General features: G+C 26.3%; 15 protein-coding genes and 1 pseudogene. 14 read left to right on the forward strand and 2 right to left on the reverse strand.

Features of this window, described 5'->3' with window-relative positions; genetic code table 11:
• The first annotated feature begins 200 nt into the window (after positions 1-200).
• From psyc5s11_RS09560 to psyc5s11_RS09580, 5 genes are all read left to right on the forward strand, one after another.
• Positions 201-755 carry a hypothetical protein gene (locus psyc5s11_RS09560; protein WP_224037360.1) on the forward strand — a complete coding sequence of 185 codons (555 nt, stop codon included), beginning with the start codon at positions 201-203 and terminating at the stop codon, positions 753-755.
• A gap of 4 nt (positions 756-759) precedes the next feature.
• Complete coding sequence (locus psyc5s11_RS09565; protein WP_224037361.1) at positions 760-1,581, forward strand: hypothetical protein; 822 nt, start codon at positions 760-762, stop codon at positions 1,579-1,581.
• 390 nt (positions 1,582-1,971) lie between these two features.
• Complete coding sequence (locus tag psyc5s11_RS09570) at positions 1,972-3,801, forward strand: HNH endonuclease family protein (RefSeq protein ID WP_224037362.1); 1,830 nt, start codon at positions 1,972-1,974, stop codon at positions 3,799-3,801.
• Between the two features lie 260 nt (positions 3,802-4,061).
• Positions 4,062-6,287: an AAA family ATPase gene (locus psyc5s11_RS09575; RefSeq protein ID WP_224037363.1), complete on the forward strand. Its 2,226-nt coding sequence runs from the start codon at positions 4,062-4,064 to the stop codon at positions 6,285-6,287.
• Between the two features lie 13 nt (positions 6,288-6,300).
• Positions 6,301-7,635: a hypothetical protein gene (locus psyc5s11_RS09580; protein WP_224037364.1), complete on the forward strand. Its 1,335-nt coding sequence runs from the start codon at positions 6,301-6,303 to the stop codon at positions 7,633-7,635.
• A 227-nt stretch (positions 7,636-7,862) separates the two neighbouring features.
• On the opposite strand, the gene psyc5s11_RS09585 is transcribed toward psyc5s11_RS09580, so the two are convergent.
• Together psyc5s11_RS09585 and psyc5s11_RS09590 are read right to left on the reverse strand one after the other, a co-directional pair.
• Positions 7,863-8,285: an integrase core domain-containing protein gene (locus psyc5s11_RS09585; protein WP_224037365.1), complete on the reverse strand. Its 423-nt coding sequence runs from the start codon at positions 8,283-8,285 to the stop codon at positions 7,863-7,865.
• Positions 8,272-8,505, reverse strand: a complete 234-nt coding sequence (locus psyc5s11_RS09590; protein WP_224037366.1) for a DDE-type integrase/transposase/recombinase — start codon at positions 8,503-8,505, stop codon at positions 8,272-8,274. Before psyc5s11_RS09590 ends, psyc5s11_RS09585 begins: the two co-directional genes overlap by 14 nt.
• Before the next feature lie 8 nt (positions 8,506-8,513).
• Between psyc5s11_RS09590 and psyc5s11_RS09595 the strand changes: the two genes are divergently transcribed.
• From psyc5s11_RS09595 to psyc5s11_RS09635, 9 genes and pseudogenes are all read left to right on the forward strand, one after another.
• Positions 8,514-8,684 carry a hypothetical protein gene (locus psyc5s11_RS09595; RefSeq protein WP_224037367.1) on the forward strand — a complete coding sequence of 57 codons (171 nt, stop codon included), beginning with the start codon at positions 8,514-8,516 and terminating at the stop codon, positions 8,682-8,684.
• A gap of 540 nt (positions 8,685-9,224) precedes the next feature.
• Positions 9,225-11,210, forward strand: a complete 1,986-nt coding sequence (locus psyc5s11_RS09600) for an ATP-dependent nuclease (protein ID WP_224037368.1) — start codon at positions 9,225-9,227, stop codon at positions 11,208-11,210.
• A gap of 345 nt (positions 11,211-11,555) precedes the next feature.
• Positions 11,556-13,733 carry a ComEC/Rec2 family competence protein gene (locus tag psyc5s11_RS09605; RefSeq protein ID WP_224037369.1) on the forward strand — a complete coding sequence of 726 codons (2,178 nt, stop codon included), beginning with the start codon at positions 11,556-11,558 and terminating at the stop codon, positions 13,731-13,733.
• A gap of 564 nt (positions 13,734-14,297) precedes the next feature.
• Positions 14,298-15,461 (forward strand): annotated as a pseudogene (locus tag psyc5s11_RS09610) (IS4 family transposase).
• 514 nt (positions 15,462-15,975) lie between these two features.
• Positions 15,976-17,367 (forward strand): Wadjet anti-phage system protein JetA family protein, encoded by a 1,392-nt coding sequence (locus tag psyc5s11_RS09615; protein ID WP_224037370.1) that lies wholly within the window; start codon positions 15,976-15,978, stop codon positions 17,365-17,367.
• Positions 17,368-17,370: 3 nt separating this feature from the next.
• On the forward strand, positions 17,371-17,976 hold the full coding sequence (locus tag psyc5s11_RS09620) for a DUF4194 domain-containing protein (protein WP_224037371.1): 606 nt from the start codon (positions 17,371-17,373) through the stop codon (positions 17,974-17,976).
• Complete coding sequence (locus psyc5s11_RS09625; protein ID WP_224037372.1) at positions 17,954-21,220, forward strand: ATP-binding protein; 3,267 nt, start codon at positions 17,954-17,956, stop codon at positions 21,218-21,220. The genes psyc5s11_RS09620 and psyc5s11_RS09625 overlap by 23 nt, the downstream gene beginning before the upstream one ends.
• A complete protein-coding gene (locus psyc5s11_RS09630) occupies positions 21,207-22,385 on the forward strand; it encodes a Wadjet anti-phage system protein JetD domain-containing protein (RefSeq protein ID WP_224037373.1) in 1,179 nt (392 codons plus the stop codon). The genes psyc5s11_RS09625 and psyc5s11_RS09630 overlap by 14 nt, the downstream gene beginning before the upstream one ends.
• A gap of 146 nt (positions 22,386-22,531) precedes the next feature.
• Positions 22,532-23,167, forward strand: coding sequence for a hypothetical protein (locus psyc5s11_RS09635; protein WP_224037374.1), 636 nt, complete (start codon positions 22,532-22,534; stop codon positions 23,165-23,167).
• Positions 23,168-23,188: the final 21 nt, after the last annotated feature.

Below are 23,188 nucleotides of genomic sequence, written 5' to 3' on the forward strand. Positions count from 1 at the left end.
ACAAAGTTATATAAAATGACGATGTTAGAAAATAATAATAAGTATTTAAGGTCTGCTGGAGAGCCTATTTTATTAAATTTTACTATTTATAAAGAATTTTACATTCTTGAATGAGGGCTTTAAATAGCTATTCGTAAATTTAATAAAGAACATCTACACTAGACATAGTAACTCTCGATTGAAATAGGAGGTGGACTTATATGATGAATTTATTGTTTAGATTTTTTCTTACGTTTAACGCAACATCGCTAATAATTGTGGTGTATTTGGTTAAGGAACGCTTTCTGTTAAGTAAAATTTATCCTTTTTTAGTACAACTACCCGATTTTGTTTCATATTTGATATATTTTTCAATACCTCTATTATTAACACTGTTTAGTTTATATATAGCAAAATGGTTAGACAGTGACAGTATTGAAGCAGAAAATGAAGTACCAGTAATTAAAGAAATCGAACAAGCTAATAATGCTTTTTTACCAAGCTATTTGGGTTATTTCTTTGTAGCGTTAAGTGTTCCACATTGCGACACTTTAATCTTTATTTTTGTTATTCTATTTGTTTTTACATTCCTTTCCCAAACACTTTATTTCAACCCTTTGTTTCTAATTTTTGGGTACAATTTTTATTATATAACGACATATACAGATATTAAGATTTTTATGATAACTAGAAAGGAACTAAAAAATCCATCTAAACTAAGTTTTCCAAATCTAAAGCGAATTAATAATTTTACATTTATAGATGAAGAGAGGTAATAAAATGAATCATTTAGTTGCAAAAACCAAGGGCAGAAAAGGAGAATTTTTCAAAGTAATTTCTGATGAAGAAATTTTTGAACTGACAGACTATTTAGACAATCCAATTAAATACGATGTAGACTATAAACTTGATGAAGATGAGTGGTTTGCAATAGAGATTTTTTCGGAGAAAGAATATTGCATTGACTTCTTGAAAAAAACTTTTATTTCAACTGATTACAACCAAATTCCAGTAAAAGATTACAGCAAAATTGAGTATTTGTGTTCTTTTCAGACAGGAATATATTATTTCCAAAAATTATCATCTAGCCAATTACTTCGTAAAAAATACTTCTCATTATCAGGTGCGCCTACTAGGATAGAATGTGATCCAATAATTGTAATAAACAGTTTTGCTGATGCTATTTACATAAAAGAATCAGATACTTTGTATTTTAAAAAGTTGCCTTCAATTATTAGTATTTTTAAAGGAATTGATACATTATACAAAGAAGCCACAAAAGAAGAAACAGAGGGATTTTTACAAAATGACTTTATTCAACTAGAAACTGAATTCAATGCTGATAAAGTAAAAATATCAAACAGAAAACGTATAGCCATGGCAATGGATACATTAGAAAAATTCTCACAAGAAGAAAAAAAGAGCATTTTTAGTTATGTAGGCGAGTATTGCGAAGACCTAGAGTGTAATGAACATAATACTAAATTTATTATTACAAATGAAAATGACTTAAAGAAATTACTATTTGGTATTGAGCAGAGATATTATACTACAGGAGTCGGTGGAGAAAGAAGACTCGCAAATTCTGTAATAAAATTATAAAGGGAATGTTTTTCTTGATTACATAAGCAGGCATAATTGCAACTCCATAGCAACGGTTACTATATAAAGCACCTAAAAAGATATGCTTTTTAGGCGCGTTTACATATAATATTGCGTTACCAATTCGATATGAGGAGATGTATGATTAAGAACACGTAAGAATTTTTATGGGAACTTAGATGTAGAATAATACAAAGAAAGAATAGCTAAAATCATGAAAGTTATAAATAATCAGTAATACTTACGATGGAGTTTGATAATAATATAATTCATATGTTAATGGATACAATTGAGATTCTTAACGTTTAAATATTTTGTTTATATATTTATAAATGAAGGTGCGTGAAGGCCATCTTAGAATATATTATTTTAGTTACTTGAGGTGTGAAAATGAAGAAAGTTAAAAAGGATGATGAATTTATTAGGCAAGCAATGTGGGACGTATATAAGCATAAGTGTTTTTACACTAATAATCCCCTAGAATATAAAGACATGGAACTTGATCATATAATTCCAGCAAGCTATAAAAATCGAAAAGATGATTTAAAAAGAGTTATTGAAGAGTGTGCGCTTGATGCAGATTTTGAATTAGATAGCCTTTTTAATCTTGTGCCTACAAGTAAATATGAGAATAGACGAAAGAGTGATAAGGAATTAGATTTAAATGCTAGGCTGCATTATCTTCGATTGGTAAGAGATAATGTTTCAAAAATAGAACAAAGAATAGAAAAACTAAAAAAAACAAGAAACTATGAAAAAAATATATCAATGGTAAAAGCTCATTTTGATGAAGAAAATGATAAGAAAAAAAGAGAAGAAATACTAGAGAATATTATTAACTTTGTATCTAATGAGAATATAGATTTTGAAGATGTTGAAGAAGTTTATGAAATAGATAATGAGCCGATCTATAAGAAATATGTAAAGCGAATTGGTTTAGAGGCTATTATGCCTAAATACAACAATACTGAAACAAGATGTATAATCTACCTTAAAACACTAAAAGTTAGAGGATGTATGGTATTACTAGATAATAAGACAATAGTAACAGAGCTATTTAGTGGATTGTATACTGATCCTAAATATGGTACAAGAGCATTTGTTGAATTTGAAAAAGGTATTGAAGGAAATGAAGATACAAGAAGTTTAGACAATGCTGTTATTCATATAGGGAATAATAAATTGAAATTGTCAAGTGAAGATATATATACATTCTGCCAAGTTATAGATTCGTATGCAGAGAAGTATATAGAATTTATTAATAATATAGAGAATATATTAATGACACACAAATTTCCAATCTCAAAAAGGCGGAATAATTACAAGCTAATTACATTAACTAATGAACAATGGAGACAACTAGTGAATTTTGCATTTAAACATGATGTTGATAGAGGCAATTCGAAATGGCATATCTTTGATAGAAATGGATTCTATATAAAAGTATATACAGATAAAAAACATGATAAATATAACGTTGGTTATCATGCATTTTTTAATTCTGAATTTGATGAAGATATTGTTTTGTACTCTGAGTTAGCAGCGAAAGATAAAACTATTACATGGGAGTTTGTAGAGGATCTAGATAATAGAGGAATGGATTGTATTGGTGAAAGAGAAAATTGGAATGCAGAAATTGCTTATAGATGGCTTACTGAAGAACTAATGCCTAAGGTATTAGCTAAAAAGAATAGGTTAAGCTTTTTTAAGAAAAAAAGCAATGAAATATATGAAATGTTTAGAAATAGAAAATTTGAATTTATAAGGTATTTAACAGAGAAAAAAGTTAAATCAATTGAAGATTTAGGCGATGTAGTAAATCAATTGCAAGTACATTATTACAGTCATCCCCATAATAAGTATAGAATTAGTAAAAATGATTTTGAAAAAATTTTCAACTCAATATTGCTATGTATAAATAAATCGGAAAAAGTTGATATATATTACATATGTGATAAGCTAGGTTTTAATCAAGTCAAAACAACTAATGAGCTTATTGTAGAAATAGAAGCGCATATAAATAATATAAAAGAAAAAACAGTTGTTGGATTTGATATAGATATTTTATTTAGAGGTTTAAAAATTGCTCTTGAATGTAAAAAAATAAGTACAACAATAGAAGAAATTAAATCTATAAGAAAAAATATTGATTATTTTATTGTGATTCATGATAGAGAAGTGCTATTAGAGAAATATGCAATTGATTTTGTAAATAACTAAATATAAGTGTTTATAAATTATTATAATTACATGTCAGGTTAGATAAATAGCTACTTGAATTATATGGTGAATTATAGCGATTATTTTTATTTAGAACTTGTGTGGGAAAAGTGTGGGAAAATAAATTTGCTAATATACATTTCTCACTTAGTAAATGATTAATTAAGAATAATTTATATGAATATCTATTTAAATACAATTAGATTATAATTTGTAATATAATATAATAAAATAAAATGAGAATAGGGAGAAATTATAGAATGCAATTATTATACTTATGGATAAATGATTATAAATGTTTTAACAAAAGAGGATTTAATTTTAGTTCGAAACATAGATTTGAATATGATTATGAATCAAATATTATTACTTATACACAGAACGAGGATTACATAGAAGGTTTTTTTAATAGAGATAATTCAAATGAAGAAAGATTAACTGAATTGACTGCAGTTGTTGGAAAAAATGGAGCAGGAAAAAGCACTTTATTAGAAATAATTTTTAAAAATATTGCTCAAGTAAATTTGGAAAACAAATTCGAAGGAATAGCTTGTTTTCTAGAAAACGAGAATATTACGATTTATTATACTATGGATTCAAAACAAAGCGAGACAGTATATTTAAATATAGAAAAAAAACATATTAAATATTTTAATAATTATGATGTAGAGTATTATTTAGTAGAAGATAATAATAAAAGGTTATATTGGATAAACCATTGGGAGTGTTTTTACGGAGAAAATGGAATATATCAATTAAATAATTATGATTTAAAAAATAGTTGTTTTATATATCATTCTAACATATTTGAAGAAGCGCATTATGAAAACATAAGAGGTTCTATAAAAGATATATCAACTAAAGGTCTAATTCGAAGTGATGCATATAAGAAATTATCAAATCATTCTATAGATGTATCAGCAGTTGATCCTAATGTAGTTTTTTTTCATGAAGATTTTTATAGACAAATACAATTTATATATGATTATAGTAATAGTGATAAATATATATCTTTTGATTTGCCCAAAGAAGTAAATGTAAGCTTTTCAGATTTAAGGCCGGTATTAGAGAGACTTTATAATAAAATTGATGTAAATAATTTTAGAGATGATTTTATTTTAAATGCTGACAATAAAATTAACGAATTAGCAGAAAAAGAAAAAATAGAAGTTAATTTGGCTAAAAATATATGGAAAGTTGATAATTTCTTTGAAAAATTAATAGATGATAAATCAAGAATACAAGGACAAGAAGAAGTATATGCTAAGAAAAAATTCGGAGTCAATTTAATTAAAGGCATATTTACTGAGTTTATGAGTAGGATTATCCAAAGTACAGATGGTGGAAATCAAGATGAGCAATATAAGATGGTTAGTATAAATATAAAAGAAGGAATTCTTAAAGAATTTGGAAAAAGGCAAATACAAAGAAACATAAAAGAAATAAATAATACTTATGAGATATTTGATGTAATGTATAATTTTTGTGGTCGGATTTTAGCCGAAGTTAGTAGGATGAAAATATTGTCAATTGAGCAAGGGGAAATTAAAGCTTATATGAAATGTATATCCAATTTTAATAAATGGCTAAAGTTAGATATGGAGAAGTACATGAAATATAATCATAAATATAATCATTTTATTATAAAAATTAATAAGAAGAGTGAAAATGAAGAATTCAAATATATATCTAATCAATTGAGTCTTAAGGAATTTTATAAATCATATAGAGATACAGCAAAGAGCTTTAATTATTTAGAATTCTCATGGGGAGTAAGTAGTGGAGAAAATAATTTAATAAGTTTATTTGCTAGATTTTATTCACTTATAGATGGACAAACAAGAAGAGTTAAAGAAAGAGATACAATAGATGATTTAATTATATTGATAGATGAGGCAGATATTACATTTCATCCAGAATGGCAACAAAAGTATATTAAATCATTACTTGATTTTTTACATGATATATATGCTAATTATAGAATGCAACTAATTATAACAACTCATTCACCAATTATGCTTTCAGATATTCCTAAAAGTAATGTTATTTTTCTTCCAGAAGCTGAAAATAACAATAATGATAAAGAGAACAACGATACATTTGGATCAAATATCTATGATCTTTATAGAAGTGGGTTTTATCTAGAAGGAAGTAATTTCGGTATTATAGGTAAATTTGCATTAGAGAAAATAAAAAAAACTGAGGAAAAATTAAATGAAATATTAAATGGAAATAACAGTTTTACAATTGAGGATAAAAAGGAAGAATTAAAAAAATGCAGAAAGTTAATAAATATTATAGGAGAAAAATTTATAAAAGGACTTTTGCAGGAAAAATATGACCAAGCATTAAGTAAATTATATATGAATAGCGATAAAAAAAGCGATAGCCCCAAATTGGATGAACTTAAAAATGAATTTGAGAGATTATCTATTGAAGATCAAAAATCATTAATTAAATATATAATTCAAAGAAATGAGAGATAATGGGGATGAGTTTATGATACAGTTGAATTTAACAGAAGAAACTAAGAAATTACATAAAAATTATTTTGAAAAATTTATAAAGCCCAAATTAATAGATTGGAATGTTGCATTTATAAAAGAGGATTTAGATGACTTCAATCAAAAGAATGGAAAAAAGTATAAATTGGATACAATTCAACAGAAACATAATGAATTCATAGACCTATGTTTGAAGAAGTGGAAGACTATTGCAATAGGTAATGTAAAAGAGTTAAAAGATTTTCATGATGAAATTAGTAATGAGATTAAGGCTTTGATAGAATATAAATTTACGTTTTATGAGCGAGATAACAGAAATCAAATAAAAGAAAAAGGTGAACATAAAATTTATAGAAAATTATTATTTAACAAATTTGGCTACAATGAATTTATTAACTGTAGCCTTGTAAATACTATAATAGAATATGGAAAAGAAAAGGGGAGAATTAAAGCAAAGAGCGATGGAAAGAGATTTGTTATTAAAGAACAGGAACGAGTAGTACATGATAGTATGATTAATCTTTTGAAAAGTATTTTTCCACAGCAATCATCTGAAATTATTTCAGAGTTAGATAAAGAATTGGACATCGATATTTTCAAAAACAAGTTAGAAAAGTTAGGTGAAGTGTTAGATTTAGAGATAACGCTAAATAACTTTAAGAGTAAAACGTTTTTGGGAATATGGAATGCATATATGTTTGTTTTAATTAGTGGTATAAGAGTATGTCCATATTGCAATAGGCATTATATTACTCCCATATATACTTCTATGTCACAAATAAGAGGCGAACTTGATCATTTTTTTCCTAAATATAAATATCCGTATTTTTCGATGTCTGCATACAATTTAATACCTGTATGTCATATATGCAATTCATCTTTAAAAGGTAAGAAAGAATTTTTACTTGACGATTTAAATCCGTATGAAGAAAGTTTTGATAGCTATGCACAGTTTTCAGCAATAATAGAAGTGGACAAACCAATAGAAATAAAAATAAATAAAATCCATGACAAGGTGGAGAATTATTTAAAAATGTTTAAATTAGAACTTCAGTATAATTATCATATAAATCAAGTGAATGAATTAATTCATAAAAAAATAGCGTATTCAGATAAACATATAGATGACATATTAAAAGACAGATTTAAAAATTCAGAAGTTACAGAGGACTCGTTAAAAGAATTTTTAATTGGATATACAAAGGATAGATCAAAAATTAATGATGAACCTCTTGCTAAATTTAGGAGAGATATTGTAAAACAATTAAAGTTTTTAGATGATTCAGATACTGATTTAATTGAACAATTAAAAAAAATAGTATTGAAATAAATGTATAGAGTGAAATCATGCTTGCTACAGCATAAAGGGAGTATTTATTATTATCATTGAAGTTTAATAGGTGGAAGTTTTCTACCTATTTTTTTGATATTTAAGCAACTTCAGTCGCAAGCTTCTTCCGCACCAACTTTGAGTACCAGTAAATTGCCAAGTACAAGCATCTCGCTATTAGCGTACTTTCTATAAAAAAATGCGAATTAGTTTAACTATGTGTTTTTTTATCGTCCCGGTAACTTCCAATTTCTAATTCCTTTGTTAAATCTTTGAGGATGTAGTTGTATAGCCGACTCATAGACTTTAGTTCTATGCGCCATTATTGTATTGTCTTCGCCATTATGTCTGCTGTTTGGTGTTAAGAAATTTAATCCACTGTTATAATGCTTATTATTAAACCAATCCACAAATTTTGATACCCATTCTCTTGCCTCATCTATTGTTTTAAAGCCATCCTGTGGATAATTAGATCTGTATTTCAAAGTTCTAAATTGAGCTTCTGAAAATGGGTTGTCATTGCTTACTCTAGGTCTAGAGTATGATGATAATACTCCCAGAACCTCTAATTTCGCTTTTAATGTATAAGACTTCATAGGAGCTCCGTTATCAGAATGGAGTACTAGCGGTTTATCTCTAATTTTTTTCAATTACTATTGCTCTTTCAATGAGATCACCAGCTAATTCACCGCTTTCTTCTGGCCAAATTTCAAATCCTACAAATTTTCTACTATAAATATCAATAATCATGTACAGTTTATAATAGATACCGCTAGTAAAAGTGTTTAAATATGTAATATCCCAGGTCCAAACTTGATTAGGTCCATCTGCAATAAATGTTGTAGGATGATTCTTCTTTGTAGGTACCATATGAATTAATGGAAACTGATGACAAAGAACATGTCGCTATTGTTTTTGAAAGAATAAATCGTGCGGGTGTAAAATTAGATTCTTTTCAATTATTATCTGTGTGGAGTTGGAGCATGGATTTTGATTTGCAGGATGAATTAAATTCATTATCATATGAACTTGAAAATTTTGAATTTTGAGATTTAATGGAATAACAGGAATTATTATCAAAATATTTTAATGGTTATATTTTAAATGATACCTCAACAGCCGTGATATTAAATTTAGACGAAACAAAAGTAAGAGAAAATTTCGAACAAATTAAATTTTTAAATTAGGTCTTGATAAGGGTGTAGTTGGGTACTTTTTAAAATAATTGGATTGATAACAGTTAAATTAAGTGGTAATTCTAAGCTATAAATGAGCAAATTTACTAACATTTATTTATATTACAAGTAAAATCAATGGTTTAGGCATTGTCTATACTAAGTGAACTCTAAATTTTAAAGACATCATAAGTACTAAATTTACCGTGTTGTTAATTAATGGATGCAAAAATACTCATTTATAGTTCTAAGAAAATAATAGGAGATAATTAGGAAAAATAAAGAATAATATGTAAAATTGTGGTATGATGAGGATAGACTATCTATGAATGATAGTGTGTTTTGAATATATTTATAATGTATAAAATTGGAAGATGAGATTCATTAAAAGTTAAATTAATAGGGGGATGTTGAATGAGAATATCCAAAATTCATATTGAGAACTTTAGATCGATTAAAAAACAAACTATAGAAGATATAAAAAATGCATTGATTTTAATTGGAAAAAACAATGCAGGCAAGAGTGCAATAATAAATGCGATTAGAGCTTTTTATGGAGATTTAGCTTTAGCTGAAAATGATTTTTATAAAGGTTCAGCAAGTCTAGAAATTGAAATCTCTTTTAGTTTATCTGATGACTATTTAAAAACTATGTTTTATGATAGCAAAGTAGGTTTTCTTAAAGTACCATCCTCAGCAGCTGAATATAATAAAGTAAAGAATGATACTATTTGGGCAGAAAAAGCATTTGGCGATTATAAAATAGCAAGAGAAGAAGTTGCTGTCACAAAATTAGAAGAAGATCCTACCAATAATGAAGAGTTTCAAAAAATATGGATGAAAACTTTAAAAGAAAAATACTTCATTATCAAGAATGAAATTACTATTTGCCTAAAATCCAGTAAATATGATTGCAAAGTGAATTACTATATTAATGGCAAGGAAACTAAAGATATAATACCAATTCTACCTAATGTAGCATTTATTGATGACGATAGAAACTTTTCGGAAGAAGCAACTGGAAAAAGCAAAACTCTTACTGCTAATATATTTAACAATATAATGATAAATAAAATACATAATGGAAATGAATTAACATGTAAGAATTGTTTTTCAAGAGATTGTAAAATAAAATGTATGCAAAATATTTATAGCAAAAAAATTGAAGAGTTAAGTATTAGTGAACTTGAAAAATTAGTTAATTATAAAACAGACCAACATTCGGAGCAAGTTACAAAAAGCATTACAGAAAATTTTCAAAAAAACTATCGTTCTGATTACAAAATATCTATTCAAGCTACAAGTAGCATTGAAAAATCATTTACTCTAGCAACGAAAATATTTGATCCTATGCTAGAAACAGAAATCGATTTAGCAAATGTTGGCGCTGGAATAAGAAGTATTTATATTTTGTCTCTACTTCAATCTTATCAAAAGATGATGGGTAAATATTGCATGTTCATAATTGAAGAACCTGAATTGTATTTACATCCTGAATTACAAAAATCAATGGCAAATACTTTATGGAGAATTTCTGAATCTAACCAAGTGATTTTTACAACACATTCTCCTGTAATGCTAAAAGAGTTTAGTACAGATGAAGTGAGAAGTGTAAAAATAGATTTGGATAAGTACGAAACTATTATAGAAAAAGCTGAGTTGAAAGTTATACTAAACGAGTTAGGTTATGCAAGTCAAGATATATTACATACAGATTTTATTCTCTTCTTGGAAGGAAAGGACGATTTAGCAGCATTAAAAGAAATAATAAATAAATATTACAATGTAGATTTTAATAAAATTCTCATTATAGATACAAAATCATGTCAGAACATAGAAACCTACGCAACGCTTAGGTTTTTAAACAAAACAACTATGAAATCTGATTTTGCTATTATTAGAGATGCAGATACAATGGATAGAGATAAAGTCAAAGAAAAGATAATAAACCAGATGAGAGAAAATATAGAAACCACTTATTTAGATATTGTAAAGAAAAATATTTATGTTACAGAATACAGTTCAATGGAAGGATACTTTATTGATTTAGACTTATTGATTAGCGAGAGGGCTTTTGTTACACGAGTAAGAATGGAGCAATCTTTAAAACAAGCTTTAATTAAATATAAACAAAATCATATCGAATATTTTAATGATAAAAACGCTAAATATCCTAATTTAATTTCTAATTTTGAAACACAATATGATACCATCATTCAAAAACCACTAGAAAATATTGATTGGCTAAAGAAAAATATAAGAGGACATAATTTGTATGGATATTTATATGCTAGTAAAATACCATTATCCATTTATGTTGAAAAAGAAACTCATAATGCATTCAAAAGCATTTTAGATTTTCTTGATACAATTGAATATTTTGCTAATAGAAAAAAATAGTCAATAAATAAATTATGCATATTAGAAACATATATATTTCTATTTAGCTAATAATTAAAACTTTATATATTATAGAAGAGAGATGAAACTTATGAAAGAATTAGCAATAGATATAATTAATGAATTCTATAATAGCAACTTTGAAACTCAGTGTCTCAGAAACACTCCAGGGGTATTTGTGAAGGAAAAATGACTGAACTTACTTTTTGTCGTCAAATTGGAGTGAAGGAAATTGAGGGAAATCAGATAGTAACATATATAGAAAGTTAATAAAATAATTAATAATGATGAAATTATTCTATTTCAAAAGAAAATGTGAAAGTGAGATAAAAAAGCATGGATACTATGCAGAATTCAAAATTAAACATTGAGTTTTTAAATGTCGGACATGGAGATTGCAGTATTATTAAGTGGAATACTGGAACTGAGAAAAAAAGCTGGATATGCGTTATAGATGCAGGCAAAGAGAAAAAGCAGATAGAAAAGTATTTGTTGGATAAAAAGATTTATGAAATAGATTTAGCAATAACGTCACATTTTGATTTAGACCATATTGGGGGATTTATAAATTTAGATAATAAAATTAAAATAAAGGAGTATTGGTCTCCGTATACTCCAGCATTTAAAAAAAATACATGGCTGTTTGGCAAAAGAATACAAGAATCAATACAACGTGCTGAAGATTTAGAAGCTGAATTAAAAAGTAAAGGAACAATTCTATTTTCTCCAGTAGAAGATTTTATTTATTCTCCTGTTCAGGGTTTGAGGATTAGAGTTTTATCTCCTGCATATAAAATATATGAAGAATTACTGTCAAATAAAGATAAACGTTTTTTAATAGAAAATTATCCAACTCCTTTAAATTGGTTAATAGAGAATTCAGAAGAATACAATGATGAAGATAATATTAATATATCTTTGAGAGGATTATATGATAGAACAAATCATTACTTAATAAAAAGAAATTTATCCAAGGAGAATGACGAACTTTCAGTAAATATTGAAAAGGAGGATCCAGAAAGTACTGAAATTATTGACGGATGGTCAAAAAAATTTAAAATTGAACCGGAATTTTTTGGAAATCCGCTTTTAAACGACACTAGTATAGTTCTAAAAGTAGAAGCATGGATTGGATCTAGGTGGGTATCAATTCTTTTCCCAGGCGACATTCAAAATTGGTTGTATTTAATGGCTAAGAGACCAAATGATTTAGTATCGGATATTTATAAGGCAGCCCACCATGGCAGCTATATGTATATTGAAAAAGAAATAAAATATGATGAGGTTATTCAATCTATAAGACCTAAATTAACTATTTTTAGTGCTAACGGGCAATATGGATTACCAAGGATGAAAGTTAGGGATGCTATTACACGTTGGTCAACAGCAGTAGCTTGCACTCAACAAAAAAAATGTGATTTTATAAGTCTTAATGAGTCGACATCTAGGAATGATTGCTGTCAAAAGAATTATTTATGTAGTATGGATTCTAAAGGTGTAAGTGTAGAAATAAAAAGAAATGGAATGAAAATTAATCCACCACCTTGTATCCGATCAGCATATAGTTCTCCTATACCAATAATTCAACTTGAACAGCATATCGTTAATGATAGTAAAATATTGACATATTTAAGTGAAAGAGAAATAGATAAACATCTAAAATGGCTTAAAAAGAAATTAGATACAATACATAACAATAGAAAAAAAGGAAGTAAGCCATATTGTTCACCATTTTTATCTTTAGATGATATTAGAAGATTAGCGTTAAATGATTCGAGGTATTTAACTGAAAAACAAATTAAGCAGATTTTTGAATATGGTTATTCTAAGGGTGAAATGCTGACTTATGATAGTCACGATAGGAGAAATATTGGATGGGAAAATGTATATCGTAAACCTAAAAAAAGTGAGTTTTCAGAAATTATAAATGATATTTGTCAAAAGGATATATTAATATCTTCAATTATAAGAAAAAATATAACCAGTGATAGTTCCACATTTATGTTGAATTTAGAAAGAGATTTTCTTGCTGAGTATTTAGAAAAAGAAACTGGATATCCTTCAAAATTAATTTCTGATTATGTTTGGAATTTATTTATAGAAAAAATCATTTCAAATTTTAACATTTTTTATTTACCTTCAAATAAAAATGAACCAAAGGACACTATGTTTGTTCTTTTAATTAATAGAAAGATAAACTTTGAGGAATATATTAAAAACATCAATGAAACTATAAAATCTAACAAACCTAAGTGCTCAAACATAGATCGTTGCGAATATTTGTTTGATAATTATATATTGAATTCCAAATGGCACATATTATCGTTAGATGGATTATCAGAAAATAAATGGGATCATAAAAGTTTCCTAGAACTATTAGTGATAGGAGAAAAAAATGTAAGTAGTTCTAGTGTGAAAATAGTTAGTTTTATGAACTTAAAGCTATGGAAAGTAATAGAATCGAATAATAACTACTATTACAAGAGCCCATTTATTCACTTATTTAATAAAATAATTGAATAGCGTAATTATATTACGGTATATAGATTATTTTTTTAATATTCGTTAATAAGAGAATAAATTTATTCAGTATGCCGACAATCTTAAAGCTGTCTATAAAGGATAGTGTACATGGTTAGCAACTTTAACTCTTAGTGTTTCAAAAGTACCCGCAGGGAGAACAAAAATTTCTAAGTACAAGCCTCCACTAAATGTATATCTAGTGGAGTTTTTGTTACAGAATATATTTGATTTTTATATAAAATTTGAGAAACCTCATCCCTTCGGACTTCAGAAGTACCCCCAGCGGCAATGTCATAAACTTAAGAAAACATAAATAATTACTTAACTCCATATTGCACTTTAATATTCAGTGAAAATCTGTATTATTATAATTATAAAACTAATGATAAAAGAGTATTATTAATGATATCTTATGATAGAATATTAGAAACATTTGAAAATATTAAAACGCCTAGAATAAAGATTATTGGAAAATTAAATGAAATGTCATTTACAAGAAATAGAAAGATGCCATTTGAAGATTTAACTAGATTTATTCTAGCAAAGAAAGGCAAAACAACAACAATGGAGTTAAATAATTATTTCAAAGAAATAGAGAAACGTGAAAATACAGTTAGTAAGCAAGCTTTGTCAAAGCAACGTCGTAACTTAAATCCTGAGGTTTTTGTTGAATTAAATAAGGACTATGTTAGACATATTTATGAACAGGCCGAAATAAAAAAATATAAAGGATATTTAGTAACAGCAATAGATGGCAGTTCTATTGAAATACCTAATACTAAGGAACTTCAAGAAGAATATGATTGCAAATCTACAGGTCAATCTATTCATCGAACTATAGCGAGAGCGATAGCATCTGGGATTTATGATGTTGAGAATAATATTATGATTAATGCAGTTCTTAGCAAAAGAACTGATGGAGAGAGAGCACTTGCAAAAAATAACTTAAATTCTATGCTTGATATTTTAGGCGATAAAACTAATGTTATAACAATATTTGATAGAGGCTATATATCAATCGATTTGTTATTAACTTTAATGGGAACAAAAATTAAATATCTATTTAGATTACCATCAACTACATTTGGTAAGGAACAACGTTAACTTAAAACAGATGACGAAATAATAGACATAAGTCTAACTCCGAGTAGGATATATGGTCTAAATGATCCTATAAAAAGAGAAATGGCAAAGACGTTACAAAAGCTTCGCGTTCGTATGGTGAGAATTACATTATCTACTGGTGAGGTTGAATATTTAGTAACTAATATAGAGAACTCTACTATGTCCACTAAAGAAATTGGAGAGTTATATTATAAACGCTGGGGAAGTGAATTAGCTTATGACGTCATGAAAAATAAGCTTAATATTGAAAATATATCAGGAAAAAGCCGTTTGATTATAGAACAAGATTTCTATGCACAAATGTTACTCTTCAATATGGTTGAAGATTTGCGAAATGATTCAAATAAAGTAGTTAAAGAGAATAAAAAAGAAAACCTAAAGTATGAGTATAAGGTTAATATGAATATATTGGTAGGAACTTTTAGAGAATATATGATAAAAATCGCAGTAGAAGATGATGATGATAAGAGAAGAAAAATGTATACCTATATGTTAGATGAGATTGTTTCAAATTTAGTTCCTATTAGACCAGGACGAAGCAATCCTAGAAAGCCTTATGCTGGAATAAATAAACATAAATTGAATGCTAAGAGAAATAGCTAATAAAATAACTATTTCCAAATAAAAATCACCATTTGATTGGGAGGGGTGCTTATACATTTTTTTACTTGAAATCGCATTTTGATAATCCATATATGGATATATATGAAAAACTATAGCCTGAATAATTCTCATTCGGGCTATAGAAAAAATGCTAAGTTGATGATATTGCCCCTGGGGGAAACAAGATTTTCCGTATACAAGCATTGTACTAAATTCATATATTAAGTACAGTGCTTTTTTGTTAAGTAAAATTTAAAGAATACATTTAGTTTAATGTAAATTGAGAGAAAAAGAAATTAAATAGGTAAACATAATTGTGGACAAGTAGAAAAAAACAAATAATTCAATTAAGTTATTAAACTACATCTTAAAAGGGTGTAGTTTTTAATTTTCATGTGCCTAAATTCAAATAGCAAAGAACTAAAAATAAATGTTATAATTATAAATAAAAGTATAAAATAGCTAAATATAAAATTAGTGTATAATAAGGAAAAAATTAATCTAAGGAGAATATATGAAAGAAATTGACATTTTCAAAATAGTTCCAGAAAACTTTTTTTCATTACTTGCAAGTCCAAATAAAATGTTATACATGAGAATAATTTCAATAATATATTCAAGTGTGCAAAATGGGTTGTCTTATGGAATTGACAAAGAAATATTAGTAGATGAAATTGAAGATTATTTAAATTATTCTAACTATGAAATTATAAATGATGAAGATGAGCAAATAGCAAATAATAGAGATAAATCGAATTCTTTAATAAGAAGGCTAATTGAGTGCGGTTGGATTTATTCTGAAACAACTAATGATTATAAGCAGATTATTAATTTTAATGATTATGCAATTACAATATTGGAATCTTTTATAAAAATAGTTAATAAGGAAACTTTAGAATATCAAGGGAATATTATTAGCATTTATAGTATGCTTCATTCTGAAGCAAAACCAGGTGTTGTAATAAAACATGTATTTGAAAATACTAAAGGAATTATAAGCGGCTTGAAGAAATTAAATTCTAGCATAAAAGTATATATGGATAGATTAACAAAGCAGAAGACACCGGAAGAAATTATGGAAGAATTCTTTGGTAACTATACAAGTGAAGTAATTGATAAATCATATCATAGATTAAAAACATCAGAAAATATTTCAAAGTATAGACCTAAAATAATTGAAAAACTTAATGGAAATTTAAATAGTATAGAATTTTTAAATGTAGCTGGTGAATTTTTTAGGGAAGATGAAGACCTTGAATCTTTAGAAGAGGGAATAGAGAAGGTTAAAGATATAATTCACAATATAGTAGATGCATTTGATAATTTAGATGATATTATGCATGATATAGATTCAAAAAACTCTAAATATATTAGAGCAGCAGTTACGAGGGCAAAGTTTTTACTTAATAATTCTAAAGATAGTACTGGTCTTTTGAAAGGAATATTAGAGTATGTAAGTAAAGAATATAGAGAGTTAGAATTAAATTTATCTAGTGATTATTTAGAAGAAATTACAGATATATTTACACTGTATTCTTATGGATATATTGATGAAGCATCTTTGTATATTGCAAATGAAGGAAAGAAATCATTTATACCAAGTAAAATGAAAAAACAAGCAATTTCAGAGGAAGACAGAAAGCGAAGACTTGAAGAATTTAAGGAAAAACAAAAAAGTAAATATTCTCAAAAGAATATAAATGAAATAGTAAATGATTTTTTAGGTGACAGACAAAATATGAATGCAAGTGAAATAGAAATCGATACAATAGATGATTTTATAAAGGTAATTTATATAAGGATATATGGAAATAATATTTTATCAAAATATTTCATAAAGCGTGGGAAGACAATTGTAATTAAAAATGGATTTTCATTTAAGAATTTTGAAATTTGGAGGAAGTAACTTTTGATATACGATACATTATCTATTAATGAAAAGGGAGAATTTAAAAGGGTTTGTAATAAATTACTTAGCATCTGTTTGCTTTGTAAGCAAAAGGAAGATACCAAGAAAGATTATTACTTTATTGAAAGATATGGGGATGCAATAAATGAATATTTTGAGCCATTAGGATATGAGCTTGAAATTAATAAATCAATAAAAGCTGTTCAGCTTATAAATAAATTTGGGATTAACAGAGTTCAATTAAAGCTTATTGAAAGTATAACTTTATTAATTCTTAGAATTTTATATGTAGAAAAGATGCAAGAACTTTCATTATCTCAATTTATTACAATAGAAATTGATGAACTTCAAAATAGATTTATAGCTCTTGGTTTCAAGGATAAAGCTATGGATAAAACTCTGCTTAGACAAGCTTTAAGAACATTAAAAAGATTTAATATCATAGAAACTTTAGATAAAGATATGACATTAAGTGATTCAAGAATTATAGTTTATCCAACTATTCAAATGATTGTTAGAGGAGAAAATATAAATTCTATTTATGAAAAATTAGATACATATAAGAGGAAAGGAGTTATTGAAGATGAAGAAATTAACGGCGATTAAGCTTGTAAATTGGCATGCTTTTGAAAATGAAACAATACCTCTTAAGAATTCAACTCTTATATCTGGCGAAAATGGTGCTGGAAAGTCAACTATTTTAGATGCCATACAATTTATATTAACATGTTCTACAACTAATTTTAATAAAGCTGCAAATGAATCGTCTAAAAGAGAATTAGAGGGATATGTAAGATTTAAGACTGGTAAAGAAAATAATGAATATGAAAGAGTTGGGAATGTAACTGCACATGTTGCTTTAGAATTTTATGAGGAAAGTAAAAATAATTATTTGGTGATTGGTGCTGTAATAGATTCAGCTTCAGAAACATCTAAAAAAATATTATGGTATAGAGCCGAAAAAAAAAGAATAGCAGATATAAACTTTATTATTGATGATGAACCCGTTGATATTTCAAATTTCAAAATATATGGTAAAGATTTAAAACTTCAAAGTACTTATATAGCAAAAGATGCGAGAAAAGATTTTGCTAATAGACTTGGAAAGTTAAATGAAAGATTTTTTGAGTTGCTTCCAAAGTCTTTAGCTTTTAAACCTATTTCTAATGTTAAAGATTTTGTATATACATATATATTAGAAGAAAAACAAATAAATATAGAAGAATTACGTGAAAATATTAGGACTTTTAAAGAGTTTGAAGAAGTGTTAAATGAAGTAAAAGTTAAAATAACAAAATTAAAAGAAATACAAAGCGAATTTGAAACTTATGAAAATCATTCTAAAACAATAAAACTCCATGAGTACATTGTTTTATTAGCAGAAGAGGAAAGCTTAAAGGAAGAAATAGAAGAAAAAATTAAATCTATAAATACATTAGAAGTTAAAATTAAATCTTTAAATAATGATAAAAATAATATTGATGATGAAATAAGCAGGAAAAATGATATAGGAAACAAATTTCAAGTTGATTTATATTCAAATTCAGAATACAAGGCGCTAGAAGGTCTTAAAAGTAATCTAGATTCAGAGAATAATAAGCTTAGAGACGAAAAAATTAAGAAAGAAGATTTCCTAAAACAGTTTAATCAACAAAAAAGTTATATTAAAGATTTGAGCAATATAATAGAAGAAAAAGATATTATATTGGATTATTATAAGAAAATGAATGATTTATGTGAAGATGACTTAGAAGAGTATAAAATTTCTTCCATGGATATTGAGAAAATCGTAAGTAGGGTCAAAGAAAGTAAAGTACAGATTAGGGCAGAAAAGGATTTAGATTTAAAACAAAAAGAAAATTCTAGAAAAGATTTAGAAAATAAGATTTCTGAACTTGAAAAGAGAAATCTTCAATATGACAGAGATGTAGTTGTGCTTAAAGAAAGTATTATAAATGAAACTAAGAAACTAGGTAAGGAAGTAGTGCCTAAAATATTATGTGAATTATTAGAAATTACAGATCCAATTTGGAAAAATGCAGTTGAGGGATATTTAAATTCTCAAAGGTTTTACTTTTTAGTTGATGAAGAGGATTTTGATACAGTATTAAAGATTTATGAAAGATTAAGTAAATCTAAGGGGTTACATTCAGTTGGTATAATTAATGCAAAAGGACTTGAAATATATGATGAAACCCTAGAAAATTCTTTAGCAGAAGTTGTTACATCAAAAAGCACTGATGCTAAGAGATATATTAATATGATTTTAGGTAAAGTTATAAGATGCACGGATGTTTCAGAATTAAAGAAATATAGAACATCTATAACCAGCACTTGTATGATCTATAAAAATAATGTTGCAAGGGCTATAAATCCTAAGATTTATAAAACTCCATACATAGGAGCAGATGCTTATAAATATCAATTAGAACAGGCAAAAGAAACTTTGAAATTAGTTTTAGAAGAAATAAACATTTTAAAAGAAGATGTTAATAATGCAAGTAAGGCAATTGGATTAATAGATAAACTTAAATTTGATAGTTTAATTGAAAAATGTGATGTTATAAAAATTGTAGCCAATCTAGAAATAAGTATTAAAAAATTACAAGAAGAAATAAAAGAACTACAAAAAAATAATACTTATATGGACATACAAATGAAGCTAGAAGAAGTTCAAAAAGAAATAAAAAATCTTAAAGACAATAAAAAAACTTTAGAAGATGAGATTATAGGAAATAAAAGTCTATTAAATAAAGATGAAGATATTCTCTCTCAAAAAAAATCATATTTAGAAATTAAGATATTAGATAAGGAAGAACATAGGAAGGAAATAGGTTCATTAGAACAAGAGGGAATTGAAAGATTTAATAAAGAAAGAGAAAATAAATCATCTGATATTATAAAAAACAACTTTAATTTAAGTAAAATGAGAACTAAAACTATGTGTGATAAATGCGGAGAGAGACTAAAAGAGTTGCAGGTGTTTTATAATAATTCGTATGATTTTGGAGCAGAAATTGGAGTTAATAAGATAGATAGATTTTTTGAAGAATTGGCTCTTCTTGAGAAAAGTAAAATTGTAGAATATGAGGAAAATGTTAAAAATGCAAAAAGAAATGCAGAAGAGGAATTTAAAGAACATTTCTTATCTAAGATACAGGAAAATATTAGTGTTGCAAGAAGAGAAATTAAATCATTAAATAGTGGACTCAAAAATGTTGCTTTTGGAAATGAGCATTATGAGTTTAAAGTAGGTAAAAGTAAAGAAAATAAAGAATATTATGATATGATAATGGACAATGAAAATATAGGTGAAGGGTTTACTTTATTTTCAACTTCATATGAAAATAAACATAAAGAATTATTAAATGAATTGTTTGAAAAGTTGACATTGAATGATGAAAATACTGAAAGTGAACTCATGAAGCTTACTGATTATAGAAATTATATGAGTTATGACATTGAGATTAAATATAATGATGAAAGCACAGCACTATTTTCTAAAGTTTGTAGAGAAAAAAGTGGAGGAGAAACACAGACACCGTTTTATGTTGCAATGGCAGCTTCATTTTTGCAACTTTATAAAGGGGCATTATTATCATCTGAATCTATAGGTTTAATATTATTTGATGAAGCTTTTGATAAAATGGATGAACAAAGAATTATGGCTATGATGGAATTTTATAAAGAGTTAAAGAATTTACAACTTATAATAGGTGCACCACCACAAAAGATTGAGGTCATAACGCCTTATGTAAACACTGTAATTATAGCTATGAAAGATGATAAATTCAGCTATGTTGAAAATCTGATAAATAATAATGAGGATATTATAGATGAAAAATTATAAACAATTATTATTAGATAAATTAATAGATTCATATGAAAGTAGTAAAATTTATAAAGGTGAAATTACAAGAGATAATAAAATTTATTTTAAATTTAATAATAAAAATCTTAAAGAATATTTTGATGAATACAATTATAAATACAAAGAAGAAATCGATATTGCATGCGAGCAATTAGAAAAAGAAAACTTTATAAAAATTCATAGGACAGAAGGCTATAATAGCCACATTATAGATAAAGTCCAACTACTTGAAAGCAGTGTAGAAGGCATATATAAATATTTAAAAAGAAAAGAGAAAAAGCATAAGGAAAAAGATTTAATTACACTACTTAAACAATATAGTGAAAGAGACGATTTACTTGGTAGATTTACTCTGTTTGCCGAAGAAAAAATAGAAAAAAACTTATCAATAAAAAAGTATTTGGATATTGAAAATATAGAGCAATGTAATGATATTTTAAAAGGTATAGATAATGTTTTAAGAGAAGAAAATGAAATATTTAAAAGAAATTTTTCTATTAAAGTATATGGAGATTCAAAAAAATATGCTCATATTGAAAGTCGCGTAATTAAAATAATTAAAGATTTTTCAGAAGACGAAATTCCAACTTATAATATTATAGATAATTACACTTATGTTTATTTTAAAGGTAACATAGATTTAAAACTGAAAAATAGTAACATAAGTGCTAATGATTTTATAGGGGGAATAGCTATAAGCTCAAAGGACATAGAAAATATAAATGAAATTAAGGTTTGCAGTGATAAATTGGTAACAATTGAAAACTTGACTTCCTTTAATAATTATAATGAAGAATGTGGTGTTATTTATTTAGGTGGTTATCATAATAAAGTTCGTCAAAAGTTTCTTTCTAAAATATATGAACAAAATCCTAATATAAATTACTATCACTTTGGAGATATTGATGCAGGTGGTTTTAAAATTCTAGTTCATTTAATAAACAAAACTAAAATACAATTTAAAGCATTAAATATGGATAGCGAAACTTTGCTTCAAAATATTGATTATGCTAAACCTCTTACAACTAATGATATAATCGAAATTAATAGATTATTAGAAAATGATGAGTATAAGGAATATAGTGATGTTCTATCTATGATGCTTAAACTGAATAAAAAACTAGAACAGGAAATAATTTTCTAAAATTCTTTGAATTTCTGAAATACCAATATGGAGAACAAGAATTTGGCGAAGGAATTGTTAATTTATTTAAATAAGTTAAAACCATAAAGTTGAAAGATCTACTTCTTTGTGATAAGATCCGATCAATTATCATGAGGAGGTAGACTATGAACAATTACATATTCCTAACAGATGAAGGCTACACATATCAACCCAATACAGAATCAGATGTACCGGATATAGAAAATTTACAGGTTATAGGTATTTCTTGTGGAGAAAATGAGGAAGCGGCATTTAATAATTTGATGGCTAAAAGAAGGTATTTATTATCAACTTCATTTGATGAAATATTCTGCTACAAATTAGCTAGTGATTATAAAGATTCGTATATGGAATTTAGTATAAATAATGATTATTCTATAGAAAAATACAAGGATGAAGATTATAATTTGCTGATAGTTAAAATAAAAGAAGATATGGATTTAGATTTAAGTGAAAGTTATATGGTACTTAATGCTATCTATAAAATTTGCAAAAATAATCCTTCGATTGTAAAAGATATTATCATGAATGAATTATATTGTAACTATTATTTATATGTTAATAGTTATTATGAATTATCTTGCATGTTATGTGATGATGATGGATTGTGGACAGATATAGAATTTGATGAGAACTTATATGAATTTCTATTAAAAGAACAAGATGAGGTAAAGTTAAAGGAAAGGCTTAAGAGAGAAGGTTGGTTTATTTGTGGAGTATTTGCCATATGTTTAGATAATAGTGATATAATTACCATATGATAAATCAAAGTAGGTGTAATA

Source organism: Clostridium gelidum (genome assembly GCF_019977655.1).
GTDB lineage: Bacteria > Bacillota > Clostridia > Clostridiales > Clostridiaceae > Clostridium > Clostridium gelidum.

What these genes read in the sequence shown, in the direction of transcription:
- psyc5s11_RS09590 (WP_224037366.1), bottom strand. Translation starts at nt 8,505, where the DNA reads ATGGTACCTACAAAGAAGAATCATCCTACAACATTTATTGCAGATGGA.
- psyc5s11_RS09600 (WP_224037368.1), top strand. Translation starts at nt 9,225, where the DNA reads ATGAGAATATCCAAAATTCATATTGAGAACTTTAGATCGATTAAAAAA.
- psyc5s11_RS09575 (WP_224037363.1), top strand. Translation starts at nt 4,062, where the DNA reads ATGCAATTATTATACTTATGGATAAATGATTATAAATGTTTTAACAAA.
- psyc5s11_RS09560 (WP_224037360.1), top strand. Translation starts at nt 201, where the DNA reads ATGATGAATTTATTGTTTAGATTTTTTCTTACGTTTAACGCAACATCG.
- psyc5s11_RS09565 (WP_224037361.1), top strand. Translation starts at nt 760, where the DNA reads ATGAATCATTTAGTTGCAAAAACCAAGGGCAGAAAAGGAGAATTTTTC.
- psyc5s11_RS09595 (WP_224037367.1), top strand. Translation starts at nt 8,514, where the DNA reads ATGGAAACTGATGACAAAGAACATGTCGCTATTGTTTTTGAAAGAATA.
- psyc5s11_RS09580 (WP_224037364.1), top strand. Translation starts at nt 6,301, where the DNA reads ATGATACAGTTGAATTTAACAGAAGAAACTAAGAAATTACATAAAAAT.
- psyc5s11_RS09630 (WP_224037373.1), top strand. Translation starts at nt 21,207, where the DNA reads ATGAAAAATTATAAACAATTATTATTAGATAAATTAATAGATTCATAT.
- psyc5s11_RS09635 (WP_224037374.1), top strand. Translation starts at nt 22,532, where the DNA reads ATGAACAATTACATATTCCTAACAGATGAAGGCTACACATATCAACCC.
- psyc5s11_RS09605 (WP_224037369.1), top strand. Translation starts at nt 11,556, where the DNA reads ATGCAGAATTCAAAATTAAACATTGAGTTTTTAAATGTCGGACATGGA.
- psyc5s11_RS09570 (WP_224037362.1), top strand. Translation starts at nt 1,972, where the DNA reads ATGAAGAAAGTTAAAAAGGATGATGAATTTATTAGGCAAGCAATGTGG.
- psyc5s11_RS09615 (WP_224037370.1), top strand. Translation starts at nt 15,976, where the DNA reads ATGAAAGAAATTGACATTTTCAAAATAGTTCCAGAAAACTTTTTTTCA.
- psyc5s11_RS09625 (WP_224037372.1), top strand. Translation starts at nt 17,954, where the DNA reads ATGAAGAAATTAACGGCGATTAAGCTTGTAAATTGGCATGCTTTTGAA.